Annotated in this window: 19 protein-coding genes, 1 tRNA gene and 1 pseudogene; 9 read left to right on the top strand and 12 right to left on the bottom strand. The window is 72.7% G+C overall.

The window, feature by feature from the left end; translation table 11 throughout:
* Positions 1 to 93 precede the first annotated feature (93 nt).
* Positions 94 to 169, top strand: a tRNA-Arg gene (locus tag ACFY7H_RS17125).
* Between the two features lie 173 nt (positions 170 to 342).
* On the opposite strand, the gene ACFY7H_RS17120 is transcribed toward ACFY7H_RS17125, so the two are convergent.
* Positions 343 to 744: a hypothetical protein gene (locus ACFY7H_RS17120; RefSeq protein ID WP_388938829.1), complete on the bottom strand. Its 402-nt coding sequence runs from the start codon at positions 742 to 744 to the stop codon at positions 343 to 345.
* Between the two features lie 276 nt (positions 745 to 1,020).
* Between ACFY7H_RS17120 and ACFY7H_RS17115 the strand changes: the two genes are divergently transcribed.
* Positions 1,021 to 2,433, top strand: a complete 1,413-nt coding sequence (locus ACFY7H_RS17115; protein WP_388938827.1) for an oxygenase MpaB family protein — start codon at positions 1,021 to 1,023, stop codon at positions 2,431 to 2,433.
* A 199-nt stretch (positions 2,434 to 2,632) separates the two neighbouring features.
* Here ACFY7H_RS17115 and ACFY7H_RS17110 read toward each other — a convergent pair.
* Positions 2,633 to 3,103, bottom strand: a pseudogene (locus ACFY7H_RS17110) (phospholipase); the annotation flags it as partial.
* 276 nt (positions 3,104 to 3,379) lie between these two features.
* On the opposite strand from ACFY7H_RS17110, the gene ACFY7H_RS17105 reads away from it, so the two are divergent.
* Positions 3,380 to 3,931: a hypothetical protein gene (locus tag ACFY7H_RS17105; protein ID WP_388938825.1), complete on the top strand. Its 552-nt coding sequence runs from the start codon at positions 3,380 to 3,382 to the stop codon at positions 3,929 to 3,931.
* A 9-nt stretch (positions 3,932 to 3,940) separates the two neighbouring features.
* Here the strand turns inward: ACFY7H_RS17105 and ACFY7H_RS17100 are convergent, their stop codons facing one another.
* Entirely contained in the window at positions 3,941 to 4,717 is a 777-nt protein-coding gene (locus ACFY7H_RS17100; protein WP_388938824.1) for an alpha/beta fold hydrolase, read from the bottom strand.
* Between the two features lie 82 nt (positions 4,718 to 4,799).
* On the opposite strand from ACFY7H_RS17100, the gene ACFY7H_RS17095 reads away from it, so the two are divergent.
* From ACFY7H_RS17095 to ACFY7H_RS17075, 5 genes are all read left to right on the top strand, one after another.
* Complete coding sequence (locus tag ACFY7H_RS17095; protein ID WP_388938821.1) at positions 4,800 to 5,501, top strand: 4'-phosphopantetheinyl transferase family protein; 702 nt, start codon at positions 4,800 to 4,802, stop codon at positions 5,499 to 5,501.
* A gap of 220 nt (positions 5,502 to 5,721) precedes the next feature.
* Positions 5,722 to 7,056: a S8 family peptidase gene (locus ACFY7H_RS17090; protein ID WP_388938819.1), complete on the top strand. Its 1,335-nt coding sequence runs from the start codon at positions 5,722 to 5,724 to the stop codon at positions 7,054 to 7,056.
* Between the two features lie 246 nt (positions 7,057 to 7,302).
* Entirely contained in the window at positions 7,303 to 8,598 is a 1,296-nt protein-coding gene (locus ACFY7H_RS17085; RefSeq protein ID WP_388938817.1) for a hypothetical protein, read from the top strand.
* A 143-nt stretch (positions 8,599 to 8,741) separates the two neighbouring features.
* Positions 8,742 to 9,770 (top strand): WxL protein peptidoglycan domain-containing protein, encoded by a 1,029-nt coding sequence (locus ACFY7H_RS17080; RefSeq protein WP_388938815.1) that lies wholly within the window; start codon positions 8,742 to 8,744, stop codon positions 9,768 to 9,770.
* Positions 9,771 to 9,834: 64 nt separating this feature from the next.
* Positions 9,835 to 11,031, top strand: a complete 1,197-nt coding sequence (locus tag ACFY7H_RS17075; protein WP_388938813.1) for a hypothetical protein — start codon at positions 9,835 to 9,837, stop codon at positions 11,029 to 11,031.
* A 138-nt stretch (positions 11,032 to 11,169) separates the two neighbouring features.
* On the opposite strand, the gene ACFY7H_RS17070 is transcribed toward ACFY7H_RS17075, so the two are convergent.
* The 4 genes from ACFY7H_RS17070 to ACFY7H_RS17055 all read right to left on the bottom strand — a co-directional run bounded on the left by ACFY7H_RS17070 (position 11,170) and on the right by ACFY7H_RS17055 (position 13,015).
* Positions 11,170 to 11,766: a hypothetical protein gene (locus ACFY7H_RS17070; protein ID WP_388939126.1), complete on the bottom strand. Its 597-nt coding sequence runs from the start codon at positions 11,764 to 11,766 to the stop codon at positions 11,170 to 11,172.
* Complete coding sequence (locus tag ACFY7H_RS17065) at positions 11,681 to 12,343, bottom strand: methyltransferase domain-containing protein (protein ID WP_388938811.1); 663 nt, start codon at positions 12,341 to 12,343, stop codon at positions 11,681 to 11,683. The genes ACFY7H_RS17070 and ACFY7H_RS17065 overlap by 86 nt, the downstream gene beginning before the upstream one ends.
* A gap of 6 nt (positions 12,344 to 12,349) precedes the next feature.
* A complete protein-coding gene (locus tag ACFY7H_RS17060; protein WP_385469844.1) occupies positions 12,350 to 12,493 on the bottom strand; it encodes a hypothetical protein in 144 nt (47 codons plus the stop codon).
* 396 nt (positions 12,494 to 12,889) lie between these two features.
* Complete coding sequence (locus ACFY7H_RS17055; protein ID WP_388938809.1) at positions 12,890 to 13,015, bottom strand: hypothetical protein; 126 nt, start codon at positions 13,013 to 13,015, stop codon at positions 12,890 to 12,892.
* Positions 13,016 to 13,114: 99 nt separating this feature from the next.
* Between ACFY7H_RS17055 and ACFY7H_RS17050 the strand changes: the two genes are divergently transcribed.
* Positions 13,115 to 13,261 (top strand): hypothetical protein, encoded by a 147-nt coding sequence (locus tag ACFY7H_RS17050; protein ID WP_388938807.1) that lies wholly within the window; start codon positions 13,115 to 13,117, stop codon positions 13,259 to 13,261.
* Between the two features lie 102 nt (positions 13,262 to 13,363).
* Here the strand turns inward: ACFY7H_RS17050 and ACFY7H_RS17045 are convergent, their stop codons facing one another.
* From ACFY7H_RS17045 to iolB, 5 genes are all read right to left on the bottom strand, one after another.
* Entirely contained in the window at positions 13,364 to 14,212 is an 849-nt protein-coding gene (locus ACFY7H_RS17045; RefSeq protein ID WP_388938805.1) for a helix-turn-helix domain-containing protein, read from the bottom strand.
* 19 nt (positions 14,213 to 14,231) lie between these two features.
* Positions 14,232 to 14,756 (bottom strand): DUF6879 family protein, encoded by a 525-nt coding sequence (locus tag ACFY7H_RS17040; RefSeq protein ID WP_388938803.1) that lies wholly within the window; start codon positions 14,754 to 14,756, stop codon positions 14,232 to 14,234.
* A 347-nt stretch (positions 14,757 to 15,103) separates the two neighbouring features.
* Positions 15,104 to 16,603, bottom strand: coding sequence for a CoA-acylating methylmalonate-semialdehyde dehydrogenase (locus ACFY7H_RS17035; protein WP_388938801.1), 1,500 nt, complete (start codon positions 16,601 to 16,603; stop codon positions 15,104 to 15,106).
* Between the two features lie 12 nt (positions 16,604 to 16,615).
* Entirely contained in the window at positions 16,616 to 18,505 is a 1,890-nt protein-coding gene (iolD, locus tag ACFY7H_RS17030) for a 3D-(3,5/4)-trihydroxycyclohexane-1,2-dione acylhydrolase (decyclizing) (RefSeq protein WP_388938799.1), read from the bottom strand.
* Positions 18,502 to 19,446, bottom strand: a complete 945-nt coding sequence (gene iolB, locus ACFY7H_RS17025) for a 5-deoxy-glucuronate isomerase (RefSeq protein WP_388939125.1) — start codon at positions 19,444 to 19,446, stop codon at positions 18,502 to 18,504. Before iolB ends, iolD begins: the two co-directional genes overlap by 4 nt.
* Positions 19,447 to 19,451 lie beyond the last annotated feature (5 nt).

Genomic DNA, 19,451 nt, shown 5'->3' with positions numbered 1-19,451 from the left:
CGGGACAAGGCGACCGGAGCCCTATCCTTGACCCGGCACGGACCGCAGTCCCACCCCCACCAAGGGGCTCCTGGCCAACACGGTCACCTTCCGGCCCCCGTAGCTCAGTGGATAGAGCAGGCGCCTTCTAAGCGCTTGGCCGCAGGTTCGAGTCCTGCCGGGGGCACCACTCAAGCTTCGCCACCCCGCGATGCTTTCGCAGGTCGGACGGCGTGCGTCTGACCATCCGGAGGGATCGGAACCCTTCCGCCCAACAGGACCGCAGACCGACAGGCCGGCCGCCGATGCCGGCCCGCTCGGCGACCGGGGCGGACGGGATGCCGCCACCGAGCCCCCGGGGGCTCAGGCCGCGGCTTCGCCAGGGTCCTCGTCCTCGTCCTCGCCGTCCGAACCGCCGCCCCGCTCGTAAGGCGGAACGGGGATGACGCGGCCGTCGCGAAGAGTCCTCGTATGGGCGCATACGCCATGCCTGACGGGGGACTTCCGTCGCCCGTCGGAGTCGTCGGAGTCGTCGGAGTCGTCGGAGTCGTCAGGATCGGAGACCGGCCCGGTGTCCTCCACGTCCCCGCCGCCCTGGCCGTCCTCGGCCGCGTTCCCTTCCAGGGCTTTCCTGACGACCACGGCGGCGACGACCAAGCCGGCGGCGCAGACCGCGAAGATCTTTCCCTTGTGCTTCCCGCACAGGTTCTTCGCCCTCTGGGTGAAGGGGGTGTGCTCGCCGTCCTCTGGCGTGGAGTCATTCACCCGTACAGATCTATCGGACGCGTCCCTCACCTGTCAGGCGATCACGGGCGTACACCCCGCTGAAGTCCCCGCGGGAGCGGCCGCGTGGCTTGGCGCCGGCTACAGCAGCGGCGGCCCGTCCAGACCGCTCGTCCAGACCGCTGGCGCGAAACACACCGACCGCGTGTCGCGTCGACCGCTGGAGTCCGCCGTCGTTGTCGGCGGACCGGCTCGCCGCAACCTCCCCTGCGGTGCGGCGTTGTCATCCTGTTGGCCCTCATCCTTCAGGAGCAGCGCGTGACCCCCACCTCTCCACCCGCCACCGAAAGCATCCTGCGCCAGACCCTCGGCGAATGGCGCATCGGACTGGTGGCCTGGCGGCTGCTCGTCCTGCAGACCGCCCACCCGGCCGTCGCGGCCGGCACGGCCCGCTACTCCACCTACCGGGCCCACCCCTGGCGGCGGATCGAGCACACCATGGACAGCGGCAGCCGGTTGTTCTTCGCCGGGCCCGAGGATCGGCAGCGCGAGATCGCCAGGCTGGAGCGTGCCCACCGCCGGATCCGCGGAACCGACGAGGCCGGCCGGCCGTACAGCGCCGAGGACCCGGAGGTCCGCGCCTGGGTGATGCTGACGCTGTACGAGGCCATGACGGCCATGCGCGAGCTGTCCGGTGATCCGCTCGAACCGGCCGAGCTCGACGCGCTGTACGCGGAGTTCAAGGAGGTCTGCGACTCCCTCGGCATCCCCGGCGAGGTCCTCCCGGCGACCGCCGCCGACGTTCCCGCGTACGTCGACCGGACCGTCCGCGAAATCCTCGAATTCGGCGACCAGGTCCGCTACCTGCTCTTCGACATGTTGCGCGAAGCCCCCGCGCCCCGCCGCCTCGGCCGGCTCCGGCCGGCCTGGCCGCTGCTGCGCGCCGTGGCCGCGAGCGTGCTGACCAGCCTCACCGTCGCCGACCTGCCGCGGGCCTGGCACGAGCGGTTCGGCATGCCCCGGACCCGTTCCGCCGCCGCACTGTCCTGGACGGTGCACCGCGGGATGCGGCAGGTCATGACCCGCCTGCCGGACCGCCTGCGCTACCGCGGCCACTCCGACGGCGGCGACGGGCAGCGCTCCGCCTCACGGCGGCCCGCGGCGGCTCCGCGCCTGCCCCGGCCCCGTACGGCCGACTCCCGCCCGGCGCGGCTGGAGGCGTTCTTCCGGCAGGTACTCGACCAGACCGGTGACGGGCGGGTGGACTCCGCGGACCTCCAGGCGATGGTGCACAACGTGTGCTGGCAGCTGGAGCTTCCCGTCGAGCGCGAGGACCTGCTCTACGCCGCCTTCGAGTCCTGGTGGAAGCAACTGTGCGCGGGCATGGACGCGGACCGCGACGGCGCGGTGGAGTGCGCCGAGTTCGTCTCCGCGATGCTCAAGGGCATGGACCGGGATTCCGAGTACCTCGAGCGGGGCCTCAGGCCGGCGGTGCGCGCCCTGTTCCGCACCGCCGACACCGACGGCGGCGGATACCTGTGCGCGGACGAGTACCGCGTCCTGTTCGGGGGCCCGCGCGTTCACCCCGCCGAGCTGAACGACGCCTTCCGGCAGTTGGACGGGGACGGGGACGGCCGGATCAGCGAGGAGGAGTTCGTCGCCGCGTTCACCGACTTCTTCACCGCCCGGGCGGACACCGCCGCGGGTGTGGCGCTGCTGGGCCGCGCGTGACTCAGGCAGCGCCTGCTCCATCCGGGCCGTCCCGCCCGACGGGGGTTCGTTCGGGCGGGACGGTGTCAGGGGCCTCGCCCGGCACCGGCGGGCGGTTGCCTGGCGGGTCGGGGGCCGTGCGGGGTCAGGAGGCCAGGGCCGGCTCGGTCAGGGTCGGGTCGGTCGGGGCCGGGCCGGTCAGGGTCGGACCGATCGGGGCCGAGTCGGAGGGGGCGTCCTGGGGGGAGACGCCGAAGGCCTTGACCGCCTGGTAGTACGTCCAGGCCGTGCTGTCGCAGGAGCCCTTCTTGACGCCCGAGTACTGCGAGCAGACCCGCTTCAGGTCGGCGTAGAAGGCGTCGTCCAGCCGGGGCTTGTTGGCCGGGAACGTGCCGGCCGCCTTGTAGTTGCGGTAGCCGAAGTCGTGGCGTGCGCAGGCCGTCTGGAAGGGGAAGCCGAAGGGGTTGTCGGGGGACGAGGAGCAGTAGTCCGTCGACCAGTCGAAGGCGTACGCGGCCCAGCTGCCCTGGTTGGCGCGCGCCGCGACCCAGGCGTTGTGGCTGGAGACGCTCGTCTGCGTCCAGCCGCTCAGGATCTGCGGCTTGTCCGCCGGGACCGCCGAGGCCGGGGTGGCGAGGGCCAGCAGGCCGGCGGACGCGGCAGCGAGCAGGGGAACGAGACGGCGACGCATGTCAATCCTCCGGGTGGGGGCGGCGGGGCGAGCGGGTGACGGGGCCGCCCGGTCAACTCCCGGTGCGGCGCCGGGTTCCACCCTCGGAGCAGGCCATATCCGTGATCCCTACCGCCCCTATAACGCGACGCGGAGGCGTACGTGTCGGCGAGAGGTGCGCGGACCGTGCCCCACCGCGCCCCTCTCAGGTATGACTCCGCATCCGCCCTGCGGCAGATCCGGAATTGATACCGGGGAGGGACGCGCGAACGGGCCCCGGCGAGAACACTTATGGGTATGAACCGCCGTCCGCTCGTCATCGCCGCCGCCGTCGCGGGAGCCCTCGCCCTGGCCGCCTTCGCGCTGCCCAACCTGCCGCCCAACCCCGTCACCGACGCCCTGGAGAAGCAGGTCCTGCGGGAGAAGGGCAAGCGCTACGCCAGCGCCGCCGACGCGCCGAAGCGGGGCGACCGGGAGTTCGTCCTGCCCAGTTGGATACCGCGGGACGCCACCGACATACGGATCCGCGCGCGCGGCGACGGCGGCGCCCGGCTGATCCGGTTCACCCTCGGCAAGACACCGCTCGACGGCCCGCAGTGCGCGGCCGCGGCGCGGAAGAAGCCCGACGGGCCCCGTCTGGACGCCCGTTGGTGGCCGGGCGGCACCCGGGGCGAGGAACGCCCCGAATGCCGGGACCGCTACCAGTACCAGGTCTCGGTGCGCGGCCGGCAGGTCTACGCCTGGACCGACGGGACGCTCTCCCCGGGAGCGCGAATACCCGCCGTCAGCCCGAACGGCGCCCCCGCCGCCACCCCCGGCGGCATACCCGCGGGGTCCCCCGCCGGTTAGCGGGACGGCTCAGCCCGCGTCCCGCGCGACGGCGGCCGCCGTGGCCCGCGCGAAGCCCTCCGGGTTGTCGAGCATGATGTTGTGCCCGCTGTCCGGTACGGCCACGACGGTGACGCCCGCCGCCTCCAGGGCGTCGGCGCCGGCGAGCGGTCCGTCCTCCTCCGGGAAGAGGAAAACGCGCGGGATCCTTAGGTCCAGCAGCAGCTCCCGCATGGTGGGCGTGGTGCCCGCGGCCAGGTTCACGGCGCTGCGGTACAGGGCGGTACGGCCGGCCAGCCGCATGGTCGACCACCAGTGCGCACCGGCCCGGTCGCGTACCTCCGCCCAGCCGCCGGCCAGGAACTCCTCCTCCGTATAGGAGGCGATACCGCTGCTGCCGACCGTGGACCGGGCGGGCGGAAGCGGGTCCAGGTTGGCGTCGACCAGGACGAGGCGGGAGACCAGCCGGGGGTGCCGGGCGGCCAGCACGATGGCCACGGATCCGCCCATGCTGTGGGCGATCACTTCGGCACCCTCGACGCCGGCCACGGTCAGGGCCTGCGCCACCGCGTCGGCGTGCGCCTCCAGGGTGTACGGGAACGCCTCGGGCCGGTCGCTGTGGCCGTGCCCCAGCAGGTCGAGCAGCAGCGAGCGCCGCCCGGCCAGCAGCGGGTGCACGGCACTGGCGGCGAAGTAGGCCGGGGAGGTGGCGCCGAGCCCGTGCAGGTAGACGCGGGGGGCCTCCTCTCCGGGCAGTTCGACCCAGCGGATCCGGTCGCCTTCCGGCGTCACGACGGCATTGCGCACGGTGTGTTCCCCCTGGAGTGGTGCTCGGCAAGTCCGGCACGAGGGTAACCGGGGCCCCAACTGCCTCGTCTACGCTCGTCGGATGAGTCAGTACGTCAACCAGCTCGACGGCGCCCTTCCCCTGACGGGACCACCCCCGGCGGGCTCCGCCGTGGCGGTGTGGGCCCTGGACACCACGCGTGAGGTGATCGGCGGTCACCGGGCGGACGGGGCGCGGACGCTGCTCGACGCGGCCGAACGTGAGCGGGCGGAACGGCTGCTGCGCCCGGCCGACCGGCGCAGCTACCTGGCCTCGCACCTGGGGCTGCGGGTGCTGCTCGGCGGGTACCTCGGGCTGCCGCCGGAGAAGGTCGAGCTGGTCCGCGAGGACTGCCCGGGCTGCGGGCAGCCGCACGGCCGTCCCGCCGTGGCCGGGGGTGGGGTGCACTTCTCCCTGTCCCACAGCGACGACCTGGCCTATTTCGCCTTCGCGGGGGTACCGGTGGGCGTCGACGTGGAGGGCCTGCCGACGGCGGGCGCGGTGGCCGATGTCCTGAGCAGCCTGCACCCGGTTGAGGCGGGCGAGATCAACGCGCTCCCGGAGGCGGAGCGGCAGGCGGCACTGGCCAGGGTGTGGGCCCGCAAGGAGGCCTGCCTCAAGGGCACCGGCATGGGGGTCGCCCTCGGTCTGGCGGAGCCCTACGTGGGTTCGGGCCCCGCTCCGGCCCCGGTCCCGGGCTGGACCCTGCGCGACCTCCCCGCCCCGACCCCCTACGCCGCCGCCGTCGCCGTCCGCGCCGCCTGAGCGGTGGCGCGCCGACCGGGCTGGGCGCGCAGCCCGGTCGGCGGCCCGCCGCCTGCACGGGAGCGTGTCCGCCTGGGCGGGGCCGCTCAGCCCGAGCGGGCCGCGGCGCCCGGGCGGGGTCCGGCGAACGGCCGGGCATTGGCCCCTTCGGTGGCGTGTCGGGGGGCCACTCGGCGCACCCTCCGCGCGACGTCACCCGGGCTGGCCGAGCATCGGCCGCATGACCGCCATGACCGCGCTGCTCCCGGCCGCCGCCCTCCTGGCGGCGGCCGCCGTCCTGCCGCCGCACTCCGCCGCCACCGTCGGCGGTGGTGGTGAGGGCGGCGATGCCCCCACCTCGCCGTACGTCGTCACCCTGAAGGACACCACCTCCCGCGCCCCGACCCGCGCCCTGGCCGCCGAGGCGGCGCGGTCGGGGGACGAGGTGGGAGCGGTCTACGAAGCCGCCCTCAACGGTTTCGCGGTACGCACCACCGCCGCCCGCGCCGCCGTCCTCGCCGCCGATCCCCGGGTGGCGGCCGTGGAGCCGGACGCGCCGTTCCGGATCTCCGGTACGGCGTCCCCCCTCGAACCCCCGGCCGGCGTCCCCCATCCCCCGGCCGTCCCCGTCCCGGTCCCGGCGCCCCCGACCGCACCGGCCGTCCCCGAGCCCCTCCCCACCACCCCCATCCCCGCCCCCGCCGACGCCCCCGCCGCGCAGACCCAGCGGCCCGCCCCCTGGGCACTGGACCGGATCGACCAGCGCGAGCTGCCGCTCGACGGTTCGTACACGTACTCCGGCGACAACGGCCGGGGCGTCACCGTCTACGTGCTCGACACCGGGATCAACACCCTCCACCAGGAGTTCGGCGGCCGCGCCCGCAACGGCTACAGCGGGATGCTCCTGGGGAGCTCCCAGGACTGCAACGGCCACGGCACGCACGTCGCCGCCACCGTCGGCGGGGCGACGTACGGGGTCGCGAAGGGCGTCTCCCTGGTCGGGGTGAAGGTCGCCGACTGCCGGGGCGACGGGAGCCTTTCGGTGATCCTGCGCGGCCTCGACTGGATGGTGAAGGACCACCTCCGCAACCCCGCCCGGGGGCCCGCCGTCGCCAACATGAGCATGGGCGGCAGCCGCAGCCACTCCATGGACGCGGCGGTCGTCCGCGCGGTGGCCTCCGGGATCACCTTCACCGTGGCCGCCGGCAACGAGGCCAGGGACGCCTGCGCCGGTTCCCCGGCCGCCGTCCCGCAGGCGCTCACGGTCGGCGCGACCGACGGGGCGGACCGGCGCCCGCGCTTCTCCAACCACGGCCGCTGCGTGGACCTGTCGGCGCCGGGGCTGGCCGTCACCTCGGCCTGGAAGGGCTCCCCCACCGCCCTCGCACGGGCCTCGGGGACCTCCATGGCCGCCCCGCACGTCGCGGGTGCCGCCGCGCTGCTCCTGGCGAACGGCAGGGCCGGGACCCCCGAGGAAGTCGGCCGGATCCTCCTGCGCGACGCCGTCCCGGACAAGGTGACGAACCTGCCCGTCGGAACCCCGAACCTGCTCCTGCACCTCCCCGCGGAGCGCTGAGGGAAGGCCGGGGGAAGGCTGGAGGCAGGCCGAGGGAAGAACGCACCGGAGCCACCGGCCTGCCGCCACCCGGTGTCCCGTCCGACCCGGTCTGATGGGACATCAATGTCTGTGCGCTTCGGGCGAAAGCGAGGCATTGACTTCTCGGCACGGCGACGCGTCAATGACGGCCATCCGCACCGGCTCGGCCTTCCCCGCACAGCGGGTGGGGGGAAGGGTTCGTCATGACGAAGGAGTCGCGACCCTGTGAGTACGAGAACGCTCAGACGAAGAGTGCTGGCGGCGGCGGGCGCCCTGTCCCTGGTCCTGACGGGCGGCGTCGTGGCCCTGACGGGACCGGCGCAGGCCGCGACGAAGACCACTCCCGTGCCGGTGAAGTGCGTCGCCCCCGCTCCCCAGCCCGGCGCCAACGGCAGCCAGGACTACACGGTCACGGTGCCGGACACCGCCAAGGCGGGCGAGACCGTACCGATCACCATCGACCCCGGCGAGACGCCGGTGATCCCGATGTTCACCATCGACACGGTCAACACCATCAAGGCGAAGCTGCTGGTCGGCGGGGTCGCGCAGACGGTCACCAGCCCGGCGACCCCCAGCCGTCAGGAAGCCGGCAAGAAGTCCGACCCGCCCGCGTTCAGCGGCACCGTCAAGATCCCTGACGGCACGGAGGGCACCGCGGTCCAGATCACCATCGACCAGGTGGTCACGGACGCCGACCTCGGCGGCACCGTCTACACGACGACCTGTACGCCGGACCCGCGCCCCAGCGCCCCGGTGGCCTCGATCGCCGTCGAGGCCCTGCCGAAGGACCCGGTCACCACCAGGCTGACGCCCAACAGCGGCAAGGCCGGCACCTCGGTCGTCGCCACCGGCGCCAACTTCCCGGCCGGCCCGGTCACCTGTTCCGCCCTGCTCGCCGGTGCGCCGACGGGTGACACCGGCACCGGGACGGCGGACGCGTCCGGGGCCGCCACCTGCACCGTCACTGTCACCAAGAAGGCCGACACGGTCAGGGTCGACGGCTCGGTCGCCCCGTTCAAGCCGTTCGTCTTCATCGAGGAACAGGCGGGCGTACAGAACCCGGTGGACATCGAGGTGCTGCCCGGGCCGCTGGCACTCGGCCCGAAGGACGGCCAGCCGGCCGTCAGTTTCGGATCGGTGACCGTCAACGGCAAGGCCCAGTCGGTGTTCGGCGCGTTCAACGCCGCGACCGTCCAGGACTTCCGCGGCGGCAGCCTCGGCTGGGACGTGACGGCGACCCGTACGCCGTTCCTGAACCAGGCGACGGGCCACTCGATGGCGAAGGCCCAGCTCGGCATCCAGCCGTCCTGCACGGTGACCAACCCGGACAGCCCGAGCACCTGCACGGCCGGCGCCCCGGGCGCGATCTCGGACACGCCGATGAAAGTCGCCTCCCAGGCGGCCGGCGGCGAGGAGCTGACCGGCGGCGAGTTCGCCGTGGGCGGCGCGGCGGTGATCCAGCTGCCGCCGTTCATGTTCGCCGACACGTACCGGTCGGTCGTGACCTTCTCCATCGCCTGACGGACGGCCCGACCCGGGTGGTGCGGTGCTCCGGCGCCGCATCACCCTCCCGCATTCCGCCGCCCCTCCCCCATTCCCCGCCACCCTCCCGCCTCCCCCCGCCTTCCCTCGCCTTCCCCCGCCGCGACACTGGAGATCCGCCCATGCGCCTGCGCACCGTTCTCCGCTCCCTCTTCCCCAGCCTGTGCGGCGTGCTGGTGCTGCTGCTGCCCGCCGCCCCCGCGACGGCCGCGGACAACGGCACCTGGGGGGTGTTCCCGACACCGCCCGCAGGCGCGTCGGTGACCGACCGCGCGTACTTCTTCCACCAGGGCACGGCCGGCACCACGGTCCACGACAGCGTGACCGTCCTGAACTCCTCCGACCGGGAGCTGACCTTCCGGGTCTTCGCCACCGACGCGGTGAACACCCCCTCGGGCGGCGCCTTCGCGCTGCTGCCCGTGCAGACGAAGCCCCGGGACGTCGGCACCTGGGTGGCGCTGGCCCCCGAGGCGGCGGCCACCGTGACCGTCCCGCCCCGGGGCCGCAGGGACATCCCCTTCACCGTCAAGGTCCCCGAGGACGCCGTGCCGGGTGACCACGTGGGCGGGATCGTCGCGTTGAACACGCAGGTCGAGGGGGTGCGGGAGGAGGGCAGGGTGCAGGTCGGGGTCCAGCGGCAGGTGGGTGCCCGGCTGTACTTCCGGGTGCCCGGGCCGCTGACGCCGGGGCTGAGCGTGGAGGACGTACGCGTCACCCGGGGCGCTCCGCTGCTGCCATGGGTCAAGGACGCCCGCGCCACCATCACGTACACCCTGGTGAACCGGGGCAACGTGGTCCTCGGGCCGACGGTGGCGGTGTCCGCCGAGGGCCTGTTCGGGCGCCGGCTGCTGGACCGGCCGGCCCGGGACCGGAAGGTCGTACTGCTGCCCGGCCAGCGGATCGAGCTCACGGAACCGTGGCCGGATTCCCCCCAGCTGGACCGGGTGTCCGTCACGGTCCGGGCGGGCGCGTCCGGCTACCCCGACCTCGCCCCCGAGGCCGGTACGGACTTCCTCGCCGTCCCCTGGCCGGCGGCGGGCGCCGCCCTGCTGCTGGCGGGGGCGGCCGTCGCCCTCCCGGTGCTGCGCCGGCGCCGCCGCGCGGACGCGGAAGAAGCGGAGAGCGAACCGGACTTGGCGCGGGCCCGCTGACCGGCGAGGGTGTCCCCGGGGGTGACGGCATTCGGCCATCACCTGCGACGGGGAGGCAAGACGGATGGCACGAGAGCACAACGAGTCCGGTTCCGCCGCGCCCGCCGCCCTGCCGGTCGGGGGCGTGGGCCTGCTCACCCGGATCGAGCGGGCACTGGGCACCGGGACCGCCGCCTACCTGCCCGGGGACGGCTGGATACGGCTCACCCTCCCCCTCGACGACGGCGGCCCGGCGCCCGTCACGGTGGACGTGGTCGCGGACGCGGTGCGGGCCCCGCACGGGATCGTGTACCTGCTGCCCGGCGGTGGCCTGAACTTCGCGGCGGACTTCTTCACGCCGGGCGCCGACAACCTGGCCCACCACCTGCGCCGCCAGGGCCTGCTGGTGGTCGGGGTGACGCCCCGGGAGGACGCCGCCCGCCCCGAGGAGGTCACCGCGGACCTCGGGCTCGCCGCGCACCGTCGGGACCTGGCGGGCGTGGTGGCCGCGCTGGACTCCGTCCTGGGCCTCCCGTACGCGTACGCGGGCCACTCGGCGGGGGCCGCCCTGGCCCTGGACGCGGCCTCGCACGACCCTTCGGAGCGGCTGCGCCGGGTCCTGGCCCTGGACACGACCGGGCCGTACTCCGGAGCCCTGGCCGAGCGGGCGGCGCGGACCAGGGAGGCGTACGAGGAGCAGCTCGCGCGGGGTGTCCACGCGGCCGACCCGGGCCTGGCGGGGCTGGTCGCCCGGGCGGTGGCCGACCCCTCCGGCGACTCGGGGGCGCCCTGGCCGCCGGACCCGGCCCGGCGCTTCACGCACGCGGGCCTGGCCCACTTCGCCCTGGTCCGCACCGCCGCCCTCCCCGGCCCGGCGAACTGGATCTACCGGCAGGGCCACGCCGCGGGCGCGTACGCGTTCGGCGCCACCCCGGCCGAGGACCGCTTCACCCTGACCCGCACCCCGCTCGCCACCTGGCACGCGGCCACCTCGGCGCTCGGCAGCGGGCTGGTCCCGACAGCCCTGATGCGGGACCTGGCGTCGGTGTGGGCGGGCGACGGGAAGGCGTACGGGATCGCGTGGGAGCGGATCCGCTGCGAGGTGGTCTGGGTCAACTCCGAGCTGGGCCGGGGCGACGAGCCGCGGGGCGCGGAGCTGATCCGCGCGGCGGGCAACGCCCGGGCCCGCTTCGCCACGGTCCCCGGCTACGGCCACGGCGACGTGGTCTGGTCCGCCACGGCGTCCACGGACGTCTGGCCGCTCCTCCGGGACATCCTTTAGACGGTGTCCTCTGTGGTGAGACCGAACACAGGACGCCATCCAATGCCGGAATTCTCTCTGCTCCATGCCGGGGAACGGGCGCACAGGGGAACGCGATGCGGGACCCCCGCCTGAGGCGGGGCTTTCGCGTATCCGGGGTCAGGGACCTACGGGGTTGGACGGTTCGTCCAGCCACGCCGTCTGACCGTCACGGCCGGCAGTGAGGCCGAAGCGGTCGAAGCAGGGCCGGCCCTGCTCCTGCCACCATCGGTAGGCGGCCTCCCTCTCGTCCCAGAGTCGCCGGGGTCCGGCCTGCACGACGAGATGGTCACTCGCCCCGGGTTCGTGGTCGCTGGACGCCCACGACTGGCGGTCGTCGCCGTACAGCCACAGGACATAGGCGTTCTCGTCCTGGTCGTCCCGCTCCACTGCCCAGAACATCCCGGGCGCGCGGAGACTGACGGCGAACTGAGTAGCCCATCCGTCGATGTCTTCGGGGGAGAGCGTCGTACGGCTCTGGATGCCATCTGCGGGCCACTCCTCGCCCCGGAGGTAGACGTCATGGCCTGCACGGTCGGGACGCTGCTGCCGAAGGCGCATGAACGCACTGGGGCGGGTGAAGTGTCCCCACGCCTTTCCGGGCTCGGTCACGACCAGCCGGACGATGCCTTCACCGCCGTTGCCCGGACCCCAGGGGGCGACGATCACCCCACCGGTAACCGTCTGCTCCACCCATGCGTGGGGGACGTCCCCGATCGAGCAGGTGGCAATGATCCGGTCGTACGGAGCCCCGTCCGGGGTACCCGAGCCGGCCGTCGCCCACGACCGTCGTCGGAGAGAGACCGGCATACGCCAGCCGTTCGGCCGCACCCTTCGCCACCTCGGGGTCGAACTCCACCGAGACGACGTTCTCGCCGCCGACCCTGTGTGAGAGAAGAGCCGCGTTCCAGCCGGTGCCGGTCCCGATTTCGAGCACCCGCATGCCGTCGTGCACGTCCAGGTCACCGAGCATGGCGAAGACCATTTCGGGCTTGGAGTTGGAGCTGCTCGGGATAGTCCCTACGTCGTCGCCCTCGTGCCCGCCGTCGTCCCACTGCGTAGTCAGAGGGATGTCCGAGTAAACGGCCTTGCGCCAGCCTTCGGGGTCGGTTCTGTTGTCCACGGCCCGGCCCTGGCGGGTGCCGTCCGCGATGCCCGGCCAAATGCGCTCAGGGACGAACAGCTCACGCGGGACCGCGTGGAACGCCCCCAGCCAATCGGTCTGTAATGCGCCCGATGCAACGAGCGCAGAGGCGAGCCCCGTAGCGCCCGCCTCCTCTTTCCGCGCGGTCATGTATCCCTACTTCTTCGGGCCGGAGCCGTCGGAGGAGTTGCCACCGCTGCCGGTGTCCGTGCCGCCTCCGCCGTGGCCGCGTCCGCTGCTGCCGTCGTCCTGCTGGCTGCCGCCCTGACCGTCCCCGGTACCGCCACCGTGCTTGGGCATCGTGTGTCTCCTCTAGTCGTCTAGTCGTCGGATGGTGTGGGGGTCGAGCCTTACTTGCCCGCCCTGGCGGGGCGGGGGTCTGAGAGGAGCTATGCGCCCCAGCCACGGGAGACGATGAGCGCGACCGTTACGACCCACGCCGTTGCAGCGGCGAGAGTCAGTAACCGGCTCACGGGATCACCGTCTGGACGATGGCAACGTCTTCGTACGAGCGGCGGAACATCCGGTGATACGGGTTCACGCCGGTGTGACTCATGCACTGCCGGTCCACTTCGGCTACGTCGTGACTCGGCTGAGCCTCCCAGTCGCACGTTTCGTGGAGGCACTTCGCGCCTACAGTCGGCCGGCTCCTGGGGAGCGGGATGATTCGGTGGTTCATGAACCGCATGACCGCTCTCACTTGGCGGCCGCCCTTCGCCGCAAGTGGGGGTGGTTGCAGATCTCCTGGTTGATCTTGGCGACCTCGCGCCACTCGCCCGCATCGGCGGCTTCGTGCCGCTCGACGTCCAGAGCGGTGCACACCCCACATGCGGGGTCGAACGTCGGCCACGTGGTCCTGTCGATAACGACTGACGAGCTCACGCGTGCCCCCGCGCGGTGTGGCGCCGGATCAACACGTTCATGTCGCTCACGACCGTGCCCGAGCAGGGACCCTTGGCCTCCGACCGGGCCTGGGCCCACTTCTGGCACTTCGCGCAGTTGCGGGAGGGCTCCGGCCACGCGGGCATGAAGAGGCGAGCTACCGCCGGGTTCACGGTCTTCGTCTGAGTACTGGCCATTGCGCCCCTCCCGATGACTTCGCGGTCAATGCAACGACCGTAGGGAGGGGGCTGCGTGCGCATCCACGTTGTTGCACGCTGTTGCATCGAATCACCCGACTGCGGTTAGCGCTTCCCGGATCAAGGTTCGTGCCGGGGCGCCGTGGACTGCCGTTTTGGCAAGATCGGCGAAGGCTCGTAGGTACGTCTTGATCTCCCCGGGGGTAGTCAGGTTGATCTCTGCCGTCAGCGTCTCGACGGCCACCTGTTGATCGTCGAAGGCGTAGAACGCCTCCAGCGGCCACACGGTCCGGTGGGCTGTCTTGGGGATGATGCCGAGGGAGACGTTCGGCCGGCTCATCACGGCTAGGAGGGCTTCGAGCTGCTCCGACATGGCTTCGGGGTCGCACACGCGGTAGTAGAGAACCGTCTCTTCGAGGAGCAGCGCGAAGCGGTGGTTTCCTTCCCTGAGCACGCGGGAGCGGTTGAGTCTGGCCTGCACGGCGTCGGCCACGTCGTCGGGCGTGCCCTGAAAACGCGTGATGCCCTTCAGGAGCCCTGTGGCGTATCCGGCGGTCTGGAGCATGCCCGGCACGACGTTCGAGGCATAGACGCGAAATGAGCGGGTCCGCTGGTAGAGCGGAGTGGTCTTCTCGTGGACGCGGCGCATGCCGTCGCGGTGGATCTGCTTCCACTCGACGTACATCGACTCGGCGTTCCGCGACGCCGCGATTATGTCCGCTGCCTGATCTTCGGCTCCGCAGGCTGCACACCATGCCCGGATGTCCGCATCCGAGGGCGGAGTGATGCCCCGGGCAATGCGGGACGACTTCGCACGGTGCCAACCGCACTGGACGGCCAGCTCGTGCCCTGAGAGCCCAGCGTCCTTCATCAGCCCTTGGAGGCGGATGGCGACGGCCTTGCGCGCGGCTTGGGCGCTCGAAAACGGGGAGGTGGGCATGAGCTGACCGGACCAGGGATCAGACGGTGTACTTCTCGTGCGGGACTGCGCGCTCCCACACTGCTTCGAACGCTGCCGCGCACTGAGCCGCTACGGCAGGGTCCTCGGTCTGGTCCGTGTGGACCCACCGGCCGAGGCCGTCGAAGATGTTGAACTGGACCAGCCGCCCGTCAAACAGCCAGTAGTCGTTACCGGGCAACAGCAGGTCGGATGCCTGGCGACGCGGGAGCCAACGGATCTGCTCCCCTCCCGCGATGTTGGTGAACGTGAACGAGTGCTCGTACGCGATGTAGTCGCTGACCGGCTCGGACACGATTCGGGCCCGCCGGATGACCACTCCCTTGGCTGTGACCTCTTGCACCAGGTCGAGCCACGGCCGCCACCAGGAAGCTCGGTCGTCCGGGTCGAGCCGGTGGCCCTGCTTCCACGCGGCGAAGCCGTCGATCTCGTTGTCTACGCCGTAGCCGTCTCGCATCTCCAGATGAACGGCCGACTCCTGGACCGACCTGATGAGGTCGGAGAAGTCAGTCAGACTCTGCGACACGGATGGCCTCCTTGAGGAGAGGGATCATCCTCAGTTCAAGGATGATCAAGGCTTCGTTGTCAGCCTGGGGCGAGTCAGCCGAAGCCTGACTGAGCGTGTCCGTGTCCGCCCGCACCCCCTGCACGAGGATGCGTCGGTCGTCGTCCACCCACACGGCCGGACATCCGTGATCGCCAGACTCTGGATCTTTACCAACGAACCGTAAGGCCATGGTGTCCCTCCCTGTCGAGCGCGTTGCGCCTGGTTGCACAGCTCACTCTCTGGGATCGGGTCGGTCAAGGGAGCCGGAACAGCAGAAACCCCCGGCCGGTAAGGGTTGGCCGGGGGTTCCGTCGTGCGGTGCGGTGTCAGTGGTTGCGGGGGAAGCCCAGGTCGACGCCGGCCGGGGCGTCCGCCGGGTCGGGCCAGCGGGTGGTGACGACCTTGCCGCGCGTGTAGAAGTGGATGCCGTCGTTTCCGTAGATGTGGTGGTCGCCGAAGAGCGAGTCCTTCCAGCCTCCGAAGGAGTGGTAGCCCACCGGCACCGGGATCGGCACGTTCACGCCGACCATGCCCGCCTCGACCTCCAGCTGGAAGCGGCGGGCCGCGCCGCCGTCGCGGGTGAAGATCGCGGTGCCGTTGCCGAACGGCGAGGCGTTGATGAGGGCCAGGCCCTCCTCGTAGGTCTCGGCGCGCAGGACGCACAGCACCGGGCCGAAGATCTCGTCGCGGTAGGCGTCGGAGTCGGTCTTGACGTTGTCGAGGAGGGAGAGGCCGATCCAGTGGCCGTTCTCGTTGCCCTCGACCGTGTAGCCGGTGCCGTCCAGGACCACGTCGGCGCCCTGGGCGGCGGCGCCCTTGACGTAGGAGGCGACCTTGTCGCGGTGGGCGGCGGTGATCAGCGGGCCCATCTCGGAGGTCGGGTCGTTGCCGGGGCCGATCTTGATCTTCTCGGCGCGCTCGCGGATCTTCTCGACGAGCTCGTCGGCGATGGAGCCGACCGCTACGACGGCGGAGATGGCCATGCAGCGTTCGCCCGCCGAGCCGTAGGCGGCGGAGACGGCCGCGTCGGCGGCGGCGTCCAGGTCGGCGTCGGGGAGCACCAGCATGTGGTTCTTGGCACCGCCCAGCGCCTGGACGCGCTTGCCGTTGGCGGCGGCGGTGGTGTGGATGTGGCGGGCGATCGGGGTGGAGCCGACGAAGGAGACGGCGGAGATGCCGGGGTGGGCGAGGAGGGCGTCGACGGCGGTCTTGTCGCCGTGGACGACGTTGAGGACGCCCGCGGGCAGGCCGGCCTCGGTCATCAGCTCGGCCAGCTTGTTGGAGGCCGACGGGTCCTTCTCGCTCGGCTTGAGGACGAAGGTGTTGCCGCAGGCGATGGCCAGCGGGAACATCCACATCGGGACCATGGCCGGGAAGTTGAACGGGGTGATGCCCGCGACGACGCCGAGCGGCTGGCGGATGGCGGAGACGTCCACCCGGTTGGACACGGAGGTGGACAGCTCGCCCTTGAGCTGCGTGGTGATCCCGCAGGCCAGCTCGACGATCTCCAGGCCGCGCGCGACCTCGCCCAGCGCGTCGGAGTGCACCTTGCCGTGCTCGGCGACGATCAGCTCGGCGATGGCGTCGCGGTGGGCGTCCAGCAGGGCGCGGTAGGCGAAGAGCACCTTGGTGCGGGCGGCCAGCGAGGAACGGCCCCACGACAGGAAGGCCTCCTGGGCGACCTTCACCGCGGCGTCGACCTCCTCGGCGGAGGCGAGCGCGACCCGCGTGGTGACCTCGCCGGTGGCCGGGTCGGTGACCGGGCCGTAGTTGCCCGACGCGCCCTCGACGGTCTTGCCACCGATCCAGTGGTTGACGGTCTTCATGGTGCTGCTCCTTCACAGATGGCGACGTCGCTGCGCGGCTTGCCGGTCGTACTCTTCACGGGCCTGGGCGGCCGGCGCACGGGTCGCGGTCTCGGCCACAGGAACATCCCACCACGCCTGTGCCGGGGGCGGGCCCGACACAGTGTCGGGTGTTCGGGTCTGTGCGTAGACACATGTGGGCCGGTCCGACTCACGGGCCTCGGCGAGGGCTTTTCGCAGGTCACCGATGGTGTGGGTGCGGATGACGGCCATTCCGAGGGAGGCCGCGTTGGCCGCGAGGTCCACCGGCAGGGGCGGCCCGTCGTACGAACCGTCCTCCCCCCGGAAGCGGTACGCCGTGCCGAAGCCCTCGCCGCCGACCGCCCCGGACAGGCCGCCGATGGAGGCGTAGCCGTGGTTGTCGAGGATCACCACCTTGACCGGGATCTGCTCCTGGACGGCGGTGACGATCTCCGTCGGGTTCATCAGGTACGTCCCGTCGCCGACCAGCGCCCAGACCGGCCGGCCGGGGGCGGCCAGGGCGGTGCCGATCGCGGCGGGGATCTCGTAGCCCATGCAGGAGTAGCCGTACTCGACGTGGTACTGGTCGGCGGAGCGGGCCCGCCACAGCCGGTGCAGGTCGCCCGGGAGGGAGCCGGCGGCGTTGATCAGGATGTCGCTGTCGTCGACGAGCCCGTCGAGCAGTCCGAGGACTTGCGCCTGGGTGGGCCGGGCGTCCTCCCGCGGGGTGGCCCAGGCCCGGTCGACGCGGCGCTCCCAGTCGGCCTTCGCCGCCGTGTACGCCGCCTCGTACGGGGACTCGACCCGGTACCCGCAGACCGCCTCCCGGAGTTCGGTGAGGGTCTCGCGGGCGTCGCCGACCAGGGGGTGGGCGGCGAGTTTGTGGGCGTCGTAGGGGTCGAGGTTGAGGCCGATGAAGCGGACGGCCGGGTTCTGGAACAGGGTCGCGGAGGCGGTGGTGAAGTCGGTGAGCCGGGTCCCGGCGGCGATGACGAGGTCGGCGCCGCGGGCCAGTCCGTCGGCGGTGGCCGTCCCGGTGTGGCCGACGCCGCCCACGTCGGCGGGGTGGTCGTACGGGAGGACGCCCTTGCCCGCCTGGGTGGCGGCGACGGGGATCCCGGTGGCTTCCGCGAAGGCGGCGAGGGCGTCCCCGGCGACGCTGTGCCGGATGCCGCCGCCGGCGATGAGCAGGGGGCGCGCGGAGCCCCGTACGAGTGCGGCGGCGTCGGCCAGTTCGCGGCGGTCGGGGCGGGGGCGGCGTACGGCCCACACCCGCTCGGCGAAGAACTCCTCGGGCCAGTCGTACGCCTGCGCCTGCACGTCCTGCGGGAGCGCGAGGGTGACGGCGCCGGTCCGCACGGGGTCGGTGAGCACCCGCATCGCCTGGAGGGCGGCCGGGACCAGGGCCTCGGGGCGGGTGATCCGGTCGAAGTAGCGGGAGACCGGCCGCAGGGTGTCGTTGACGGAGACGTCGCCCGCGCAGGGGACCTCCAGCTGCTGGAGCACCGGATCGGCGGGCCGGGTCGCGAAGGTGTCCCCGGGCAGCAGGAGCACCGGGATCCGGTTGATCGTGGCGAGGGCGGCGCCGGTGACGAGGTTGGTGGCGCCGGGCCCGATGGAGGTGGTGACGGCGTGTGCGGAGAGCCGGCCGCTCTGGCGGGCGTAGCCGACGGCGGCGTGCACCATGGCCTGTTCGTTGCGCCCCTGGAGGAAGGGCATGGCGTCGGGGCCGCTCTCCAGCAGGGCCTGCCCGATCCCGGCGACGTTCCCGTGCCCGAAGATCCCCCAGGTGGCGGCGATCAGCCGGTGCCGGCGGCCGTCGCGCTCGGCGTACTGGACGCTCAGGAACCGTACGAGCGCCTGGGCGGTGGTGAGCCGGACGCTGCGCGGCGGCGCGGTCACGGGGCCTCCTCGGGACGGGATGCGGGACGGGACACGGGGTCGGACCCGGAACCGGACGCGGGACTCGGCTCCGCGCGCGACGGGAACGGCAGCCGGGGATCCACGTCCTGCCCCGCCCACTCCTCGCGGATCCAGGCGTGGTCGGGGTGGTCCCGGATCAGCCACTCCCGCTCCGCGCCCGGGCCGGCCATCACGTTCAGGTAGTACATGTCGTGGCCCGGCGCGGCGATCGACGGCCCGTGCCAGCCGTCCGGGATGAGGACGGTGTCGCCGGTCCGCACCTCGGCGAGGACGTCGGTCTTCCCCGCGGGCGAGGGCGTCACGCGCTGGTAGCCGACGCCGGGGGTGTCGCCGTGCGGGGCGATCTCGAAGTAGTAGATCTCCTCCAGCCGGGACTCCTCCCCCGGGTGGTGCTCGTCGTGCTTGTGGGGCGGGTACGAGGACCAGTTGCCGCCGGGGGTGAGCACCTCGACGGCGATGAGCCGGTCGGCGGCGAAGGCACCCGCGGCGGCGAAGTTGTTGACCTGGCGCGAGCACCGGCCGGCGCCGCGCAGCTCGACGGGCACGTCCGCGGCGGGGCCGTACCGGGCGGGCAACCGGTTCCCGCAGCGCGCGCCGACGAGCGCGAACCGCCCGCCCCGCGCCGAGGCGACCTCCGCGTGCCCGTCCCGGGGGAGGTACGCGAAGTCGGTGACTCCGGCGAACACCCCGGGCCGGCCGTGCAGCCGGAAGACCCGGACGGGCCGGGCCACTCCCGCACCGGCCCCGCCTTCCTCGCCGGCCGCGCCTTCCCCGCCGTCCGCCCCGCCCTCCGCGGCCTCCTCGCAGCGGACTTCGCAGCCACCGGACAGTGGGAGCACGACCCATTCGGCGTCCCCGCACGCGTGCGCGTACGAATCCCCCGGCGCCAGCTCCAGCACCCGCAGCCGGGTGAACTCCATCTCCC

It is taken from the genome of Streptomyces sp. NPDC012794 (assembly GCF_042901085.1).
Classification (GTDB): Bacteria; Actinomycetota; Actinomycetes; order Streptomycetales; family Streptomycetaceae; genus Streptomyces.
This window is presented reverse-complemented; position numbering and strand designations above follow the sequence as displayed.